We start from the raw sequence: 17,087 nt of genomic DNA on the forward strand, positions 1-17,087 counted from the left end.
CAGCCCGTCTGTAGGACGGCCAAGTCAATTCGCCACCCGAGCCCCCGCCAGACTTCCACTCATTTCATAAGCCGCCAGTTCCGCCTGATGCCCCGCCAATATCTCCGGCAACGAGCCACGCAGGTACTCGACCCAGGTCTTGATCTTCGCATCCAGATACTGCCGCGACGGGTAGATCGCATACAGGTTCAGTTCCTGCGAGCGGTAGTTGGGCATGACCCGTACCAACGAGCCATTGCGCAGGCCTTCAATGGCGGCGTACACCGGCAACACGCCGACGCCCATCCCGCTGGTGATCGCGGTTTTCATCGCGTCGGCGGAGTTGACCAGGAACGGCGAGCTGTTGATGGTGACCATTTCCTGGCCGTCCGGGCCGTCGAAGGCCCATTTTTCCAGGGGGATCACCGGGCTCACCAGGCGCAGGCAGGCGTGGTTCAGCAGGTCGCTGGGTTTTTGTGCGCAGCCGTTGGCTTTCACATAGGCCGGGGAGGCGCAGACGATGCTGTAGGTGATGCCCAGACGTTGCGAGACGAAGCCTGAGTCCGGCAGCTCGCGAGCGAGGACGATGGACACGTCGTAGCCTTCGTCGAGCAGGTCCGGCACGCGGTTGGCCATGGTCAGGTCGAAGGTCACGTCCGGGTGGGTCTTGCGGTAGCGGGCGATGGCGTCGATCACGAAGTGCTGGCCGATGCCGGTCATGGTGTGCACTTTCAACTGACCGGCCGGGCGCGCGTGGGCTTCGCTGGCTTCGGCTTCGGCCTCTTCGACGTAGGCCAGGATCTGCTCGCAGCGCAGCAGGTAGCGCTTGCCGGCTTCGGTGAGTGCGATGCGCCGCGTCGTGCGGTTCAGCAGGCGGGTTTGCAGGTGGGCCTCAAGGTTGGAGACCGCGCGCGAGACGTTGGCGGTGGTGGTGTCGAGTTGCACGGCGGCGGCGGTGAAGCTGCCGGCTTCGGCCACGCAACTGAAGGCGCGCATGTTTTGCAATGTGTCCATGGGGTGCTCTCAAGGGAGATGGCAAATTGTGACACGAAGTTTCAGGGGCTGAGACCCCCGACCAAGGGATTATCTCGTTAACCGTAACAAAGATTCGCAGAAAACCCAGCTTATCGCCGTTCAGGGCGCCCCCTAGAATTGCGCCCACCTCGAAACATCTCCCACCTCAGGAATTCGCAGCAGTGCCGCGTCGCATCAACAGAGCGCTTTTGCCGCTCAGTGTTCTGGCTTTTTCGTTAGGTCTTGGCGGCTGCATCGGAACCGGAGGGATTGCCCCGCAGGGCAAGGCTCTGGAGGCCAATGAACTGGCCACCGACGAGGCCATCGCCCACGCCGCCCGTGACGCAAACTGGCCCACCGCCCAATGGTGGCAAGCCTACGGCGACCCGCAACTCAACCGCTGGATCGACCTTGCCCTGCAAGGCAGCCCGACCCTGGCGATGGCCGCTGCGCGAGTGCGTCAGGCACGGTCCATGGCCGGTGTCGCCGAAGCCGCCGAGTCGTTGCAGATCAATGGCGAGTCGACCCTCAAACGTCACAACTGGCCGACCGACCAGTTCTATGGCCCCGGTGAGCTGGCCAATACCACGACTTGGGACAACAACGCCGCGCTGGGTTTCAGTTACGCCCTCGACCTCTGGGGCCGTGAAAGCAACAGCACCGAGCGGGCCGTCGATCTGGCGCACATGAGCGCTGCCGAGGCGCGGCAGGCGCAACTCGAATTGCAGAACAACATCGTGCGCGCCTACATCGAGCTGTCGCTGCATTACGCCCAGCGCGACATCGTCGCGGCGACGCTCAAGCAGCAACAGCAGATTCTCGATTTGGCGCAGAAACGCCTGAGCGGCGGGATCGGTACGCACTTCGAAGTCAGTCAGGCTGAAACCCCGCTGCCGGAAACCCATCGGCAACTGGATGCGCTGGACGAGGAAATCGCCCTGAGCCGCAACCAGATTGCGGCACTGGCCGGCAAAGGGCCGGGCGCCGGCGCGCAGTTGCAGCGTCCGACCCTGTCCCTCGGCGCGGCGCTGAAACTGCCGTCGGCATTGCCCGCCGAACTGCTCGGCCAGCGCCCGGACGTGGTTGCCAGTCGCTGGCAAGTGGCGGCGCAGGCGCGCGGGATCGATGTGGCGCATGCCGGGTTTTATCCCAACGTCGATCTGGTCGGCAGCCTCGGCTACATGGCCACCGGCGGCGGGGCGCTGGAGTTTCTGACCGGCAAGAAGCTCAACTACAGCGTCGGGCCGGCGATCTCGCTGCCGATCTTCGACGGCGGGCGACTGCGTGCCGAACTCGGTGAGGCCTCGGCGGGCTATGACATCGCCGTCGCGCATTACAACCAGACCCTGGTCAATGCGCTGAAGAACATCTCCGACCAGTTGATCCGCCGCGAGTCGATGGACAAGCAGCAGACGTTCGCCGCCGAATCCGTGGCCACCGCGCAGAAGACTTACGACATCGCGATGATCGCCTACCAGCGCGGCCTCACCGATTACCTCAACGTGCTCAACGCCCAGACCCTGCTGTTCAAACAGCAACAGGTTCAGCAGCAGGTGCAGGCGGCGCGCTTGAGCGCCCATGCGGAACTGGTGACGGCATTGGGCGGCGGTCTTGGCGCGGGTAAAGACGTGCCGACCACCGAACAGACCGCCGCCCCGAAAACCCCGGTTCTCCTGCGTTGAAAACACAATCTGTGGGAGCGAGCTTGCTCGCGAAGCGGGAGTGTCAGCCAGCACACATGTCGGCTGATACACCGCATTCGCGAGCGAGCTCGCTCCCACAGGGTATGGGTCCGACCTGAAACTCATTGAGCATAATTGAATGACTCCCTTGCCCGCACCCTTGCGCTGGCTCTACTCCCTGGAATGGCGCCGGGGTTTCTTCGAATGGGCACGCAGCGACGGCGTGACCTGGGTCTACATCTTCAAGGTGTTGATCGCCGCATTCCTGACCCTGTGGCTGGCGATGCGCCTGGAACTGCCGCAACCGCGCACGGCGATGATCACGGTGTTCATCGTCATGCAGCCGCAGAGCGGCCAGGTGTTCGCCAAGAGTTTCTATCGCTTCCTCGGCACCCTGGCCGGGTCGGCGATGATGGTCACGCTGATTTCCCTGTTCGCCCAGAACACTGAATTGTTCCTCGGTTCGCTGGCGATCTGGGTCGGCGTCTGCTCGGCCGGCGCCGCCCGTTGCCGCAACTTCCGCGCCTACGGTTTTGTGTTGGCCGGGTATACGGCGGCGATGGTCGGCCTGCCGGCGCTCGCCCATCCCGATGGCGCGTTCATGGCGGCGGTGTGGCGGGTGCTGGAGATTTCGCTGGGGATTCTCTGCTCGACGCTGGTCAGCGCCGCGATCCTGCCGCAAACCGCCAGCGCGGCGATGCGCAACGCTTTGTATCAGCGCTTCGGCGTGTTCGCCCTGTTCGTCACCGACGGCTTGCGCGGGCGCAGCAAGCCGGAGTCGTTCGAGGCCAGCAACGTGCGCTTCATCGCCGAAGCGGTGGGGCTGGAAGGGCTGCGCAGCGTGACCGTGTTCGAAGACCCGCACATGCGTCGGCGCAACGGTCGTCTCAGTCGCCTGAACAGCGAGTTCATGGGCATCACCACCCGGTTCAACGCCTTGCATCAGTTGCTCGAGCGTCTGCGCGTCAATGACGAAGCGCATGTCGTGGCGGCGATCAAACCGGGCCTGCAGGATCTGGCCGAAGTGCTCGACGGGTTCAGCGGCCGCGCCCTGACCAGCCCGGACGCGGCGCGTCTGGCGCTCGCGCTCGCGGCGTACAAGGAAGGCTTGCCGGCGCGGGTGCGCAGCCTGCGGGCGATCTTTCAGGAGAGCGAACCGAGCGACGCCGAGCAACTGGATTTCCACACCGCGTACGAGCTGCTCTATCGCTTCGTCGATGACCTGCACAGTTATGCACAGACCCACGCCTCGCTGGCCGACCACAGCCACGAACGCGAGCGCTGGGACGAGCCGTTCACCCCGCAGACCAGTTGGTGGGCCGCAGCAGCTTCGGGGATTCGTGCTGCGTTCATCCTGGTCGTGCTCGGCAGTTACTGGGTTGCCACCGCGTGGCCGAGCGGCGCGACCATGACCCTGATCGCTGCCGCCACCGTGGGCCTGTCGGCGGCGACACCGAACCCGAAACGCATGGCGTTTCAAATGGCGTGCGGCACGTTTCTGGGGGCGCTGATCGGCTTCGTCGAAATGTTTTTCATCTTCCCGTGGATCGATGGTTTCCCGCTGCTGTGCGTGATGCTTGCGCCGGTGATCGTGCTCGGCTCGTTCCTCACTTCGCGGCCGCAATACGCCGGTGTCGGTCTTGGCTTGCTGATCTTTTTCAGCACCGGTTCGGTGCCGGACAACCTGACCATCTACAACCCCTACACCTTCATCAACGACTACATCGCCATGGTCATGGGCATGCTGGTCTGCGCGGCGGCGGGGGCGATCATTCTGCCGCCGAACAGCCGCTGGCTGTGGCAGCGTCTGGAACAGGATTTGCGCGGGCAAGTGGTGTACGCGATCAGCGGCAAACTCAAGGGTCTGGCGTCGAGTTTCGAAAGCCGTACCCGCGACTTGATGCATCAGGCTTACGGTCTGGCGGCCGGTCAGCCGCTGGTGCAGAAAAACCTCTTGCGCTGGATGTTCGTGGTGCTGGAAGTCGGCCACGCGATCATCGAGCTGCGCAAGGAACAGGCGATCCTGCCGGTGCATCCGGCCTATGCCGAATCGCAGCCATGGCGCCAGGCAATCCGGGTCATGGGGCGCTCGCTGGTGCGCCTGTTCCTGCAACCGAACTCGAGCAATCTGGAACGTGCGCTGGTGGCGGTCGATCACGCGATCAGCCGGGTCGCCGCCACTGACGAACCGTTCGCACCGCACTTCGATACCTCGGCCCTGCGGCGGGTGAAAAGCTACCTGCACTTCATCCGCACCTCGTTGCTCGACCCGCAATCGCCCCTTGCTGCCTACGCCATCGCCAAGCCCGAAGGACTTGCCCATGCCTCGTGAAATCGCCTTCCACGGCGTGTACATGCCGACCATGACCCTGATGTTTTTCATCGCCGCGGCACTGGCCTGGGCGCTGGATCGGTTCTTGTCCGGGTTCGATCTGTACCGCTTCTTCTGGCACCCGGCGCTGCTGCGCCTGAGCCTGTTTTCCTGTCTGTTCGGCGCGATGGCGCTGACTGTCTACCGTTGAGTCTGAGAATTGTCCCGATGAAAAAGTTTTTCAGCCTGCTCGCGACCCTGCTGGTGCTGGCCCTGGCGTTGTGGATCGGCCGCACGTTGTGGGAGCACTACATGAACACCCCGTGGACCCGCGACGGTCGGGTCCGCGCCGACATCATCAACGTCGCCGCCGACGTCACCGGTGAAGTGGTCGACGTGCCGGTGCGCGACAACCAGTTGGTGAAGAAAGGTGATCTGCTGATGCAGATCGATCCCGAGCACTACCGCCTGGCGGTGAAGCAGGCGCAGTCGCTGGTCGCTTCGCGCAAGGCCACGTGGGAGATGCGCAAGGTCAACGCCCATCGCCGCGCCGACCTGGACAACCTGGTGATCTCCAAGGAAAACCGCGACGACGCCAGCAACATCGCAGACTCCGCACTGGCCGATTACCAACAGGCCCAGGCGCAGCTGGAAGCCGCCGAACTCAACCTCAAACGCACCGAAGTGCGGGCGGCGGTGGACGGGTACGTGACCAACCTCAACGTCCATCGCGGTGACTACGCGCGCATCGGCGAGGCGAAAATGGCCGTGGTCGACATGAACTCGTTCTGGGTCTACGGCTTCTTCGAAGAAACCAAACTGCCTCACGTGCGGGTCGGCGACAAAGCCGACATGCAACTGATGAGCGGAGAAGTCCTCAAGGGCCACGTGGAGAGCATTTCTCGCGGCATCTACGACCGCGACAACCCGGAAAGCCGCGAGCTGATCGCCGATGTGAACCCGACCTTCAACTGGGTGCGTCTGGCGCAACGGGTGCCGGTGCGGATTCACATCGATGAAGTGCCGGAAGGTGTGCTGCTGGCGGCAGGGATTACCTGCACCGTGGTGGTGAAGCAGGGCGCTGTGGATAACTGACAGACCGCAACGCCTTCATTGATCGTTCCCACGCTCTGCGTGGGAATGCATCCTGTGACGCTCTGCGTCACGTCCTGTATTCAAAGCTGCCCCCGCAACCCGAAGCGCTTCATCAACGTCGACTCCAGCAACCCTTTTGGCAACAACGTCGCCAGCAACGGCAACGCCCGGCTGCCATTGCCGATACGGATCAGCCGTGGCGGTTTGCTCTGCTGCACAGCCTTGAGCAACTCGGCGGCAAAGTCGCTGGCCGGCGTTGGTTTGTCCTGGGACGCCTTGGCCCGCGCCCGGATGCCTTCGCGCAGTGGAAACCACGGCGATTGTTCGTTGATCAGTTGTTCGGCTTCATGCCCGGCATTCTTGGCGAAGCTCGATTGAATCGCCCCCGGCTGCACTTCCATCACGCGAATCCCGAACGGCGCCAGTTCCATGCGCAACGCATCGCTCAGTGCATGCACCGCCGCTTTCGACGCGCAATAGGCGCCGGCAAATGGCGTGACCAGCACCCCGGAAACACTGCCGATATTCACCACCAGGCCTTTGGCCCGGCGCAGTACCGGGAACAGCGCACGGGTCACGCCGACAATCGAAAACACATTGGTTTCGAACTGGCGCTGCATGGCCGTCACACCGCCATCGAGCAATGGGCCCATGGCGCCGTAGCCGGCGTTGTTGATCAGCACATCGAGGCCGCCGTGTTGCTGGTTGATTCGTTCGGCAAGTTGTTCCAGCGCTGCGTTGTCATTGACGTCGAGCTGCACCGCTGTGAACCCGGCGGCACTGAGAGCCGCGACATCTTCGGTCTTGCGCGCACTGGCCCAGACCTCGTAGCCGGCGCTTTTGAAGGCATCGGCGAGGGCGCGGCCGATGCCGCTGGAACAACCGGTAATCAACGCAACGGGCATGGCGCATTCCTTGTGCAAAACAGTGGGAGAGGGGATCAGTCGGAGAAACTACCCTGCAATCGCTCGGCGCGAAACTCCAGGGTTTGCGGGCGATAACCGGGACGCAGTGGCGGCATCGGCAAACAGTCTTCCCAGTTGCCACCGGCCTGCAATTCGCCGGGGCCGCGATAGCGTGGGGCGGCGTATTGATTGTCGGCCAGGTTCACGGTATCGCCCGGCGCGTACGCGGCAATGCGCCAGCGCAGTTCGGTCAGCGGCACGTCGTTGCCATTGTTCAACTTGAGCAACAGCGGACGGTCGGCGGGGCAGTGTTCGGGGGCATAGACGATGCGCAGTTCAAGCCGCGCCAGTTGCTTGATCTCACGGTTGTCCAGCCACACCACCCACATCGCCACCAACCCGAGGCCCACGGCGGCGGCTATGGACACCGGCAAGGCTTTGGCCGGATAACGCAACAGCAGGATCAGCCAGGTGATGACCAGCAAGACGCCGATGAACATGTCGCGAAACCTCGTGGGCAGGGAAGGTTCATCCTACCTAAGCCTGGACGAGGTTGGCGAAAAAAAAAGCCCCCGCCCAACCCGTTGCGGATAGGGGACGCAGCGGGCTGGACGGGGGCTTCCTGTTACGGAGCGATCACTGCGCGATGGTTTTCACCGACACGCCGCGTTCGATCGGGGTGGAGCGACCGTAGATATCTTCGAAGCGCTCGATATCGTCTTCACCCAGGTACGAACCCGACTGCACTTCGATGATTTCCAGCGGGATCTTGCCCGGATTGCGCAGGCGATGCACCGACGCGATCGGGATGTAGGTCGACTGGTTTTCGGTCAGCAGGAACACGTTCTCGTCGCAGGTCACTTCGGCGGTGCCGCTGACCACGATCCAGTGTTCGGCACGGTGGTGGTGCATCTGCAGCGACAGGCACGCGCCCGGCTTGACCGAAATGTGCTTGACCTGGAAGCGACCGCCCATGTCCACCGAGTCGTAGGAACCCCACGGACGGTAAACCTCGCAATGGTTCTGGGTTTCGCTGCGGCCCTGCTCGTTGAGGGTGTTGACCATCTGCTTGACGCCCTGGACCTTGTCCTTGTGGGCGATCATCATGGCGTCCTTGGTTTCGACCACCACGATGTTTTCCAGACCGATCACCGACACCAGTTTGCCGTTGCCGTGGATCATGCAGTTCTTGCTGTCCTGGATCACCACATCGCCCTTGCTGACGTTGCCGTTGGCGTCCTTCTCGTTGACTTCCCACAGCGACGACCAGCAGCCGACATCGCTCCAGCCGGCAGTCAGTGGCACCACGCAGGCGCGCTGGGTTTTTTCCATCACGGAGTAGTCGATGGAGTTGTCCGGGCAGCAGGCGAAAGTGGCTTCATCGAAAGTGATGGTGTCCGGGTCCTGAGCACTGCGTTCGAGGGTCAGCAGGCAAGTGTCGTAGATGTCCGGATCGTGCTTTTTCAGCTCTTCGAGGAAGCGGCTGGCGCGGAACAGGAACATGCCGCTGTTCCAGTAGTAACCGCCGGACTCGACGTATTCGGTGGCGCGTTTGACGTCGGGTTTTTCCACGAAGTGCGAGACGCGGCTGACGCCTTCCGGCAGCAGCGAATCGCCGGTGGACTTGATGTAGCCGTAGCCGGTTTCCGGTTTGGTGGCCGGCACGCCGAACAGCACCATCTCGCCGTTTTCGGCGGCGACGGTGGCCAGGGCGAGGGCGCGTTGCAGGGCTTTCTGGTCTTCGAGGACGTGGTCGGCCGGCAGCACCAGCATCAGTTCGTCGCGACCTTCATTGACCAGCATCATCGCGGTCAGCGCCACGGCCGGCGCGGTGTTGCGACCAAACGGTTCCATCAGGATGCGTTGGCATTCCAGATTGCGGTTGGCCAACTGCTCGTTGACGATGAAGCGGTGATCCTTGTTGCAGACCACGATCGGGGTGTCCATGCCTTCGAACACCAGGCGCTCGAGGGTTTGCTGGAACAGCGTGTGTTCGCCGGTCAGGGCGAGGAACTGCTTGGGAAACTGCTTGCGCGAAAGCGGCCAAAGACGTGAACCGCTACCACCTGACAAGATCACCGGAATCATATTGTTTACTCCATAAAATCGATTGGGTTAGAGCCACGAACCTGTGTCGTTTCACTCTTGTTTTTGTCGCGTACCCGAACTGACAACCCGATTCATTGTGGGAGCGAGCTTGCTCGCGAAGGCGGCGTATCAGTCGACACATCTGTTGAATGTCAGACCGCTTTCGCGAGCAAGCTCGCTCCCACAGGGGATATGCGTCAGGTCGGGAAATGGTTAGCGGGTCGATACCGGGCGTTTTACCCAGACTGGCGACAGGTTGCTGCCGTTGCCGGTGACGTACAGCACTGCTGCCTCACCGCGCTCCAGGGCGACCGGTTTCACGTCGCCGACTTTCTTGTCGCCCTCGTACAGCGCCAGGCTGACTTTCACCGGGTTGATTTCACGTTCGCCACGGCCCTTGGCGGCCACGTTCGGCACAACTTCGGTCTTGCCGTCGGCGGTCTTCAGGGTCAGCGACTTGTCGCTGAGGTTCTGCACGCGCACCAGGGATTTCTGCTTGTTCTTGAACGGTGGTTCTTCAATCAGTTGCGGCGCGCCGGAGGCGTTGTTGACCAGGGTGTAGTAGTGATCACCGGCGAGTTTCACCGGCAGGGTCTGGCTGCCGACCTTGGCGCTGTAGTCGCCGCCCGGCATGAAGCTGAAGTCGCTGCTGGCCAGCGGCGCGACGTCGCTCAGATTGGTGCTGCCGACAGTGGCGCTGACTTCAGCATTGCTGGCGTTGTAGACACGGACGAAGGTCGAGCCTTTCGGTGCAGTCGGACCGTACAGCGCAGCGTCGCCACCGGCAAAGGCCTGGACCGACAACACACTCAGGCCGGCGACCAGAGCAATGCGTTTAGCGAGACGACGAGGAGTTGTAGTGAAAGTCATGGTGTACCTCTCTTTCAGTTTTGCGCCCGATCGGGCGTCTCGGATTTAGTGTTTACAGCTACGTTTTGTTGGCGCGCGCCGGCTTGTTTAAGCTCTGCGACCCACTGTGGGTCGGCGTCGCCGATTTCGTTGTTCACAGGCAGATATCGTTCAGGAAACTCCCAGATCAGCACCTGTGGCGGGCTGTTCTTGAAGTCATCGCTTTTCAGGTAGCTGAGCATCGGCAGGATCGGGCCGTGGCCGTCCTCGGCGTAGTTGACGACGTCGCTGTGCAGCGCTTGCTTGAGCGCACCGACGAAATTCCAGTTGGGGTTGGCGCTGTAGCTGGTACCGATCAGTGCCACCGGCACTTCACTGTTGGCGAACAGGGCGTCGTCACCGGCAGGTTGTTCGGCGGCCACAGTGTTGCGCTTTTGCAGCGGCTCTTTGGCCGGCATCAGGTTTTCGAACAGTGGATCCAGCGGCAGGAACAGACGCAGATCGCCCTTGTGCGTGACCTTTTCCGCCGGGGTGGTGACGAAGCGCTGCGGCTCGCCGCTGAGCGGGAACTTGTCAGCGATGGTTTTGGCCAGGGTGTTGGCGGCGATTTCCGCGCCTTCCGGAGTCCAGTGGGTGTCGGTGCGCAGGAACACTTGCTGACCGTTCTGCTTGGCCGCTTGCAGCGGGCCGAGCAGGTCGGGGGCGAGGATCTTGTCGGCCGCGACGCGGGCGTGGAAGTCCTGATAAAGGTTGGCGTGAATGCTCGCCGGTTTCACTTCACCCAGGTGTTCCGGGTACAGGCGAACCTTGGCCGGCACGATCGCCATCACCAGTTTCACGCCTTTCTCTTTCAGGGTCTGGCGCACGCCTTCGACCAGCGCATAGTTGCCTTGCAGGTTCAGCTCTTCGTTGACGATCGGGTTGAATTCCTCATCGCTGTACAACCACTGATCGCGACCGAGCACCACGCCCGGACGACCTTCGTTGAACAGTTTGAAATCCAGCGCGGCCCAGAGGTTGGTGCCCAGGCGCTTGATCGGGAATTCATCGTCGTAGTGGGTTTCCACGGCTTTGGTCCAGCGGCCGTTGAGCACCGTCGCATCGGCGTTGGTGCTGAAGCCGAAGAAGCTGCGCACCGACCACAGACCGAGCACCAGCAGGGTCAGCAGAAACAGCGCGATGTAGAAGATGCGTAATGAGCGGGTCATGTCAGATCCCTCAGAACTGGAAGTAAAGGAACGGCGAGAAGCTTTGCGCCGAGAGTTTGAGAATCGAGGCGATGAACAGCAGCAGGATCAGCCCGCGCATCACGTAGCGCGACCAGTCCGCGGTCCAGTAGGCCGGTTGCACCTGGGCTTCGACGCCGACGGTGTAGCCAGGCTCGTGGATGCTCGCCGGATTTTCACCCGGAGCCGCTTTGATCAGACCTGGAGTCGCCGTGGCAGGGCCGTTGGCCTCGACGTTGACCTCAGGTTTGCTCTTGACCGGCGGCTGGTTGGTGTACAGATCACGCAGGCCGAAGAACGCCAGGGTCACGTAGGCCACCACCAGAGTCGCCACTTGCAGGCCGGTCAGGCTGGCCTGATTGAGTTCCGACAGCGACCAGTCGCCGAAGCTGAACATCGCGCCGTACATGCGGCCGGCAACGTGCAGGTTCTCGGCGCGGAAGATCACCCAGCCCATGACCACCAGCAGGAAGGTCAGCGCCCAGCGGATCGGGTTGAGGCTGCGCGGCGAAGTGTTGAGACCGAGCATTTTTTCGATCGCCAGCCACATGCCGTGCCAGGCACCCCAGACGATGTAGGTGATGTTCGCGCCGTGCCACAGACCACCGAGCAGCATGGTCAGGAACAGGTTGCGATAGGTCATCAGCGTGCCTTTGCGGTTGCCGCCGAGGGTGATGTAGAGGTAGTCACGCAGCCAGGTCGACAAGCTGATGTGCCAGCGGCGCCAGAACTCGGTGATCGACTGGCTGATGTACGGCTGCTTGAAGTTTTCCATGAAGCGGAAACCCATCATCAGGCCCAGGCCGATGGCCATGTCGCTGTAACCGGAGAAGTCGAAATACAGCTGCGCGGTGTAGGCCAGCGCGCCGAGCCAGGCATCGCCCGTGGTCGGGTTTTGCAGGGCGAAGCAATGGTCGGCGACCACGGCAAGGGTGTCGGCGATGAAGACCTTTTTGATGAAACCCTGCATGAACCGCGTGCAGCCCTCGGAGAATTTGTCGAGGGTGTGGGTGCGGTTGTTGAACTGGTCGGCCAGGTCACGGAAACGCAGCACGGGACCGGCGATCAGGTGCGGGAAGATCGCCACGAACGCTGCGAAGTCGATCAGGTTGCGGGTGGCCGGGGTGTCGCCGCGGTAGACGTCGATGATGTAGCTGATCGACTCGAAGATGTAGAACGAGATACCGATCGGCAGCAGCACGTGGGTCAGGATGAACGGCTCGAGACCGACCGACGTCATCATCGCGTTGATGCTTTCGACGCCGAAGTTGGCGTACTTGAAGTAGCCGAGGATGCACAGGTCCACCGCCACGCCGAGCAGCAGCCAGCGCTGGGCCGGTTTGGTGCGCACGCCGGCGGCGCCGACTCTCAGGCCGATCCAGTAGTTCCACAGGGTGACGCCGGCGAACAGCGCCAGGAAGTCCACCCGCCACCACGCGTAGAACACGTAGCTGGCAATCAGCAGCAGCAGGTTGCGATAGCGTTGCCCGCTCAGGTAGTACAAGCCGAGAAAGATCGGCAAGAACAGAAACAGGAACACGTTGGATGAAAATACCATCCCGATCTCTCCATGTTTGAACCAACAGTCAAGGGCCAAAGCCCCCCCAAACCCCCCGCTGAAAACTGGAGAGCTAACTCACACATCTCAAACCTGACACTTAACCTGTGGGAGCGAGCTTGCTCGCGAAAGCGGTGTGCCAGACGACATCATTTTTGAATGTCGGATCCTCTTCGCGAGCAAGCTCGCTCCCACAGGGTTTATCAGTGTCCTCAGGAACCCTTGTTGCCCTTTTCATGGGACGGGTCGTAGACCTTGGTCAGGTCGCCGCCGAGTCGGAACGTCTTGAACGGCTGCATCCCGTGCTTCTTCTCCAGCACATCCGGCGAACAGGTGTAGAGCGTGCAAAACGGCTCGAGCCAGGCGAATTTCATGTCCTGTTTCAGGTCGGTCATGTCCTGCTCTTTGCCGTTCTTCTTCTCGAACTGATCGGGGTCTTTCACCCCGGCCAGCACCCGATCACCCAGACGTTTCAGCGCGCCGTTGTTTTCCTGACGCAGATCCACACCGTTGACCTGCGCAAAACTGGCGATCATCGCCAGTGGCGGCAGGGCGTAGTTGTGATAGGCGAGGGCGCGTTGCTGGCGCTTGAGTTCGTTGGGCAGGTAGCCGTCGGCATCGACCTGGTTGACGCCGACCTTGTATTCCTTGACCGCCCAATCGAACAGGTCGCGGCGGTTGGTCGCGACCGATGTCGCCATCACCGACCAGGCGGCCCAGTACGAGTGGTTGTTGGTTTTTTCCAGCGGCAGGTTGTCCCAGTCGCTGACCACCTGATCGGCCAATTTGCTGAACCAGGCCTCGATCAACTGTGCTTCCTGCTGGTGCTGGGCCAGCGGATGGGAGTCGGAGAACTTCAGGCGAATGTACGACGAGGCCATGCTGCCCAGCGCCCATTTGCGCATCGACTTGCCGGTGTGGTTGAAGTCCTTGGACATCAATGCATCCGCCCGGGCCCAATTAACCAGCCAGTTCAGTGTGCAATCGAGCTGTTCCGGGCGACCGTCGCGCATGAACTGCATGACACGCTTGGCGGTGCCGCGCTCCAGGGTGGTGATGTCTTTGGTGGTGTCGCGGAAGGCTTTCTCCGACTGCACGTTCAGTGTCGCGCGGGCCTTGTCCGAGCCTTCGTATTTGCTGCGAAATTGCAGCGGTCCGGTGTACGGCGTCGGCATTGCGTCGCAGCCTTCGCTCTTGTCGCCGGTCTTGAATTTATCCACAGGCGCAAAGTAGCCCTGAGGAGGACGCAGCGGCGCGGCGGCCTGCGCGGTGCCGGCGAAGATCGCCAGTCCGAGCAGCGTTGGCGCCAACAGAGTTTTCAGTTTCGGATTTCGCATAGCAGACCTCATTGCCCGACCTGAGCGGTTTGTTGCCCAGCGCCCGGGAATACGTTGCGTTTGCAGATTTTCGCTTCGACTTTCTGTGGCGCGGTGCCCGCTTCCGGGCCCTGGACTTCGACCGCGAGCAGGTTTTGCGAGGCCCAGTCTTCGTCCGTGCGCAGCTCAAAGGCGAAACGACCGTCGGTGTCGGAGGTTTCCGGTTTCTCGATCTTGATGTCCTCGTGGCGACCGTTCATGTACCAGAGGGTGGCTTGCAGGGTTTTCACCGAGGTGTCGGCGAAGCGGATGTCGACCTGATGGCTGCTGTTCTGCAGGTTCAGGTTCTTGCTGTTGACCAGCAGTTCTTGTTTGCCGCCCGGCTTGAGGGTTGTGCTCGCGGACATCTGTGCCTCTTTGCCTTCGCAGCCGTTGTCGAGCAGCGCCATCATCTGGCGATAGATGGTTTCCTGGTCGAGGCGGTACAGCGGCGAGAATTCCCAGATGAGGATTTTCGGCGGAGATTTCTGGAATTCGTCGCTGCCCAGGTACTGCAGCATCGAACCTTCCAGACCACCGCCGGGGAAGGCGACGTTGAGGATGTCGGCGCCGATGGCTTCTTCGAGGAAGCCTGCGAAGTTGTAGTTCTTGCCGCTGTGCGAAGTACCCACGAGGGTGATTTGCGGGTTGCCGGAATCACCGAACAGGTCGCCGTCACCGGCTTCGCCTTTCGGCTCGGTGGTGAACTGATCCATGTACTGGATTGCGTAACTGGTGCCGCACAGTTGTCCGGCCATGTTGTGCAGGGTGCCGGTCTTGCCCATGCGTCCGGAGCGTTTGGTTTCGAACTCACGCTTGGGAATGTCGGCGAAGGCCGGGATCTGCTTGACCTTCTCGGCGACGATTTTTGCCGTGCGCTGGGCACCGTATGGCGTCCAGTGCTGGTCGCCGCGGAAATAGAAATCGTGGGCGGGCAGGGTGTCCGGCAGCGATTCGTTGGTCAGCGGCGACAGGTCCGGCACCACGTAACCCATCTTCGCGAAACGGCCGAGCATGGTCTTGTAGTTGCCCAGCGCTTTCTCGTAATCGAACGCGGCTTTTTCTGCCGGGTTGAGCTTGTTGCGGTTCACCAGACCTCGGGTCGGCTGGTAGACGATCACCAGTTCGACGCCTTTGGCCTTGAACGCATCGTGCAGCTGTTGCAGGCGTTTGTAGCCGGCCGGGGTGGTGTTGAACTCGGTGCGCAAATCTTCCTGGGTCCGGAACAGCCAGTCGCCCTGCGCCTGCACCAGGGTGGTGAAGTTCTGCTGGTAGCGGGTGGTGTAGTTCTTCGCATCGTGGGCGGCCGGGCACAGGCTGCAGCAAGGTTCGGCCGTGAATTCAGGCGGCTGGACTTCATCTGCGCGGGCGCCGTTGCCGGCCGCCAGAATGCCCACGGTCAGGGCCGACAGGCTGAGTAATTTGATCAGGTGTGGGTGCATAAAATTATCCTCAGTCCTGCAATTCGGTCTGGCGTTCGACAGGGTCGATCAGCACGGCTTTCTGCTGGCGCACCAGCAGGTCGAGAATTTCATCCTGGCGCTCGCCGAGGATGCCGTTGAAGCTGATGCCGCTGGATTTGGTCGGCGCCAGCATCGACACGCGATACAGCTCGACACTCAACGGCGAATCGATCGACAGCGGACCGCTGCCGTTGGCCGCCAGTTCACCGCCGACCACGATCAGCGAGACCTGGGCGTCGAACGGGTCGAGCTCGATGTCACGGTCGGTGTCGGTCAGGTCCTTGATGTGCCCGTAGACGCCGGTCAGGCCGTTGGCCATGGCGACGTTTTCGTAGAGGCGGATGTTCACGCTGTTACGAATGCGGATGCCGTGGCGTTTGTTGCTGATGACCTTGTTGCCCCACAGCAGGTTGTCGGCGGACTCGTAGAGCGTGATGCCGTCGGTGTGGTTCTTGTAGATCTCGTTGTAGGCGATCAGGTTGTTCACGCTGTTACGGTCGATCACCAGGCCCGAGAGGTGGTTGTCGTAGCTTTTGTTGTTGAAGATGAAGCTGTCGTTGACCTCACGGGAAATGATGATCCCGTGCTTCTTCTTCGTGCCGTACACCGTGTTCTCGGCAATGATCAGACCGTGGGAACGGTCGTGCGGGTCGATGCCGTAGACGATGTTGTCCTTGTAGGTGTTGCCCTTGACCACGAAGTCGCGGGTCTCGTAGCAGTAGAAGCCGTACCACATGTCCGAGAACTCGGAACCGACGATCCAGCCGGTCGGCTCGGGACGCTTGAGCACCTTGGCCATGTTCGGCGTGTACTGGGAAATACTCACACCGTAGGACTTACTGTTGGCGTAGCCGAAACTGGCCATCTTGCTGTTGACGATGTAGGTCTCGGTGCCACCCCAGGCCAGCAGGAACGGGCGGAATTCCTTCGGCGAACGGAAGGTCGCCGGGCCGTTGTCCTTCTCGCGCCAGCCGGTGACCTTGGTGTCACGCACGAACAACTGGCCGTCGTTGACCAGGAACGATCCGGCTTCCTGGGACAGGCGCAGTTCCTGGGTCTGGCCGTCGATTTCGAGGATGCCTTTGCGGCCGACCACGATCGGCAGCTTGGCCAGATAGACGCCCGGCGAGGTTTCGCTGAAGTACTGCTTGGGCAGTTTCTGCGCCAGCTCTTTCAGGTTCATGTAGCCGTCGTCGACGAAGATCGCCTGCGGGATGCCGTGCTGACGCACCACCCATTCGGCCATCTTGTTGTCGCCGCCGATGAAGTCCTTCAGGGCGTCTTCCTGCATCATCCGGCGCACGCTGATCTTGCCCGGTTTGCTGCGCACGATTTTCGCGGCGGCGGCTTCGGCGGTGTAGCCGGAGAGGTCGGGCAGTTTCGGCTTGGCCAGTTCCAGCGCGTCGGTCGGCGCGCTGCTGACGGTGTAGGTCTTGGCCTGTTGCAGCTCCTTGGCAGTGGTCACCGGCTTGGCCGGTTCCACACTGGCGAAGGCGCCGGCCGAGGCCAGCAGCATCGCGCCGGCCAGCAGGCTGAGTGAGCCTTTGCGGGCACTGTTCATG

14 protein-coding genes are annotated in these 17,087 nt (G+C 61.8%); 4 read left to right on the plus strand and 10 right to left on the minus strand.

Annotated elements, in window-relative coordinates:
* Window positions 1–24: 24 nt before the first annotated feature.
* Window positions 25–993, minus strand: a complete 969-nt coding sequence (locus AC1MDC_RS16925; protein ID WP_085698526.1) for a LysR family transcriptional regulator — start codon at window positions 991–993, stop codon at window positions 25–27.
* A gap of 182 nt (window positions 994–1,175) precedes the next feature.
* Between AC1MDC_RS16925 and AC1MDC_RS16930 the strand changes: the two genes are divergently transcribed.
* The 4 genes from AC1MDC_RS16930 to AC1MDC_RS16945 all read left to right on the plus strand — a co-directional run bounded on the left by AC1MDC_RS16930 (window position 1,176) and on the right by AC1MDC_RS16945 (window position 6,081).
* Window positions 1,176–2,675 carry an efflux transporter outer membrane subunit gene (locus AC1MDC_RS16930; protein ID WP_480393382.1) on the plus strand — a complete coding sequence of 500 codons (1,500 nt, stop codon included), beginning with the start codon at window positions 1,176–1,178 and terminating at the stop codon, window positions 2,673–2,675.
* Between the two features lie 139 nt (window positions 2,676–2,814).
* On the plus strand, window positions 2,815–5,007 hold the full coding sequence (locus AC1MDC_RS16935) for an FUSC family protein (RefSeq protein WP_480393383.1): 2,193 nt from the start codon (window positions 2,815–2,817) through the stop codon (window positions 5,005–5,007).
* The gene (locus tag AC1MDC_RS16940) at window positions 4,997–5,197 is read left to right on the plus strand and encodes a DUF1656 domain-containing protein (protein WP_085702513.1); all 201 of its coding nucleotides are present in this window, start codon (window positions 4,997–4,999) and stop codon (window positions 5,195–5,197) included. The genes AC1MDC_RS16935 and AC1MDC_RS16940 overlap by 11 nt, the downstream gene beginning before the upstream one ends.
* Window positions 5,198–5,214: 17 nt before the next feature.
* The gene (locus AC1MDC_RS16945; RefSeq protein ID WP_085698530.1) at window positions 5,215–6,081 is read left to right on the plus strand and encodes an efflux RND transporter periplasmic adaptor subunit; all 867 of its coding nucleotides are present in this window, start codon (window positions 5,215–5,217) and stop codon (window positions 6,079–6,081) included.
* Window positions 6,082–6,161: 80 nt separating this feature from the next.
* Here the strand turns inward: AC1MDC_RS16945 and AC1MDC_RS16950 are convergent, their stop codons facing one another.
* The 9 genes from AC1MDC_RS16950 to algG all read right to left on the minus strand — a co-directional run bounded on the left by AC1MDC_RS16950 (window position 6,162) and on the right by algG (window position 17,086).
* Window positions 6,162–6,986 carry an SDR family oxidoreductase gene (locus AC1MDC_RS16950; RefSeq protein ID WP_480393384.1) on the minus strand — a complete coding sequence of 275 codons (825 nt, stop codon included), beginning with the start codon at window positions 6,984–6,986 and terminating at the stop codon, window positions 6,162–6,164.
* Window positions 6,987–7,021: 35 nt separating this feature from the next.
* Window positions 7,022–7,486: a multidrug transporter gene (locus tag AC1MDC_RS16955; protein ID WP_266202105.1), complete on the minus strand. Its 465-nt coding sequence runs from the start codon at window positions 7,484–7,486 to the stop codon at window positions 7,022–7,024.
* Window positions 7,487–7,622: 136 nt separating this feature from the next.
* Window positions 7,623–9,074: a mannose-1-phosphate guanylyltransferase/mannose-6-phosphate isomerase gene (locus AC1MDC_RS16960; protein WP_085698533.1), complete on the minus strand. Its 1,452-nt coding sequence runs from the start codon at window positions 9,072–9,074 to the stop codon at window positions 7,623–7,625.
* Between the two features lie 213 nt (window positions 9,075–9,287).
* On the minus strand, window positions 9,288–9,944 hold the full coding sequence (locus AC1MDC_RS16965; RefSeq protein WP_085698534.1) for an alginate O-acetyltransferase AlgF: 657 nt from the start codon (window positions 9,942–9,944) through the stop codon (window positions 9,288–9,290).
* Window positions 9,945–9,958: 14 nt separating this feature from the next.
* Window positions 9,959–11,131 (minus strand): alginate O-acetyltransferase, encoded by a 1,173-nt coding sequence (locus tag AC1MDC_RS16970; protein WP_227234514.1) that lies wholly within the window; start codon window positions 11,129–11,131, stop codon window positions 9,959–9,961.
* A gap of 10 nt (window positions 11,132–11,141) precedes the next feature.
* Window positions 11,142–12,707, minus strand: coding sequence for an MBOAT family O-acyltransferase (locus AC1MDC_RS16975; RefSeq protein ID WP_480393385.1), 1,566 nt, complete (start codon window positions 12,705–12,707; stop codon window positions 11,142–11,144).
* Between the two features lie 212 nt (window positions 12,708–12,919).
* Entirely contained in the window at window positions 12,920–14,044 is a 1,125-nt protein-coding gene (locus AC1MDC_RS16980) for a mannuronate-specific alginate lyase (RefSeq protein WP_085702516.1), read from the minus strand.
* Between the two features lie 8 nt (window positions 14,045–14,052).
* Entirely contained in the window at window positions 14,053–15,504 is a 1,452-nt protein-coding gene (locus tag AC1MDC_RS16985) for an alginate O-acetyltransferase (RefSeq protein ID WP_085698538.1), read from the minus strand.
* Window positions 15,505–15,514: 10 nt separating this feature from the next.
* The gene (gene algG, locus AC1MDC_RS16990; protein ID WP_227234517.1) at window positions 15,515–17,086 is read right to left on the minus strand and encodes a mannuronan 5-epimerase AlgG; all 1,572 of its coding nucleotides are present in this window, start codon (window positions 17,084–17,086) and stop codon (window positions 15,515–15,517) included.
* Window position 17,087 lies beyond the last annotated feature (1 nt).

Source organism: Pseudomonas sp. 1 (assembly GCF_056626735.1).

Excerpts from the sequence above, each read along its gene's own strand:
- AC1MDC_RS16975 (WP_480393385.1), bottom strand. The coding sequence starts at position 12,707 with ATGGTATTTTCATCCAACGTGTTCCTGTTTCTGTTCTTGCCGATCTTT.
- AC1MDC_RS16960 (WP_085698533.1), bottom strand. The coding sequence starts at position 9,074 with ATGATTCCGGTGATCTTGTCAGGTGGTAGCGGTTCACGTCTTTGGCCG.
- AC1MDC_RS16940 (WP_085702513.1), top strand. The coding sequence starts at position 4,997 with ATGCCTCGTGAAATCGCCTTCCACGGCGTGTACATGCCGACCATGACC.
- AC1MDC_RS16985 (WP_085698538.1), bottom strand. The coding sequence starts at position 15,504 with ATGCACCCACACCTGATCAAATTACTCAGCCTGTCGGCCCTGACCGTG.
- AC1MDC_RS16965 (WP_085698534.1), bottom strand. The coding sequence starts at position 9,944 with ATGACTTTCACTACAACTCCTCGTCGTCTCGCTAAACGCATTGCTCTG.
- AC1MDC_RS16950 (WP_480393384.1), bottom strand. The coding sequence starts at position 6,986 with ATGCCCGTTGCGTTGATTACCGGTTGTTCCAGCGGCATCGGCCGCGCC.
- AC1MDC_RS16980 (WP_085702516.1), bottom strand. The coding sequence starts at position 14,044 with ATGCGAAATCCGAAACTGAAAACTCTGTTGGCGCCAACGCTGCTCGGA.
- AC1MDC_RS16925 (WP_085698526.1), bottom strand. The coding sequence starts at position 993 with ATGGACACATTGCAAAACATGCGCGCCTTCAGTTGCGTGGCCGAAGCC.
- AC1MDC_RS16935 (WP_480393383.1), top strand. The coding sequence starts at position 2,815 with ATGACTCCCTTGCCCGCACCCTTGCGCTGGCTCTACTCCCTGGAATGG.
- AC1MDC_RS16945 (WP_085698530.1), top strand. The coding sequence starts at position 5,215 with ATGAAAAAGTTTTTCAGCCTGCTCGCGACCCTGCTGGTGCTGGCCCTG.
- AC1MDC_RS16955 (WP_266202105.1), bottom strand. The coding sequence starts at position 7,486 with ATGTTCATCGGCGTCTTGCTGGTCATCACCTGGCTGATCCTGCTGTTG.
- algG (WP_227234517.1), bottom strand. The coding sequence starts at position 17,086 with ATGAACAGTGCCCGCAAAGGCTCACTCAGCCTGCTGGCCGGCGCGATG.
- AC1MDC_RS16970 (WP_227234514.1), bottom strand. The coding sequence starts at position 11,131 with ATGACCCGCTCATTACGCATCTTCTACATCGCGCTGTTTCTGCTGACC.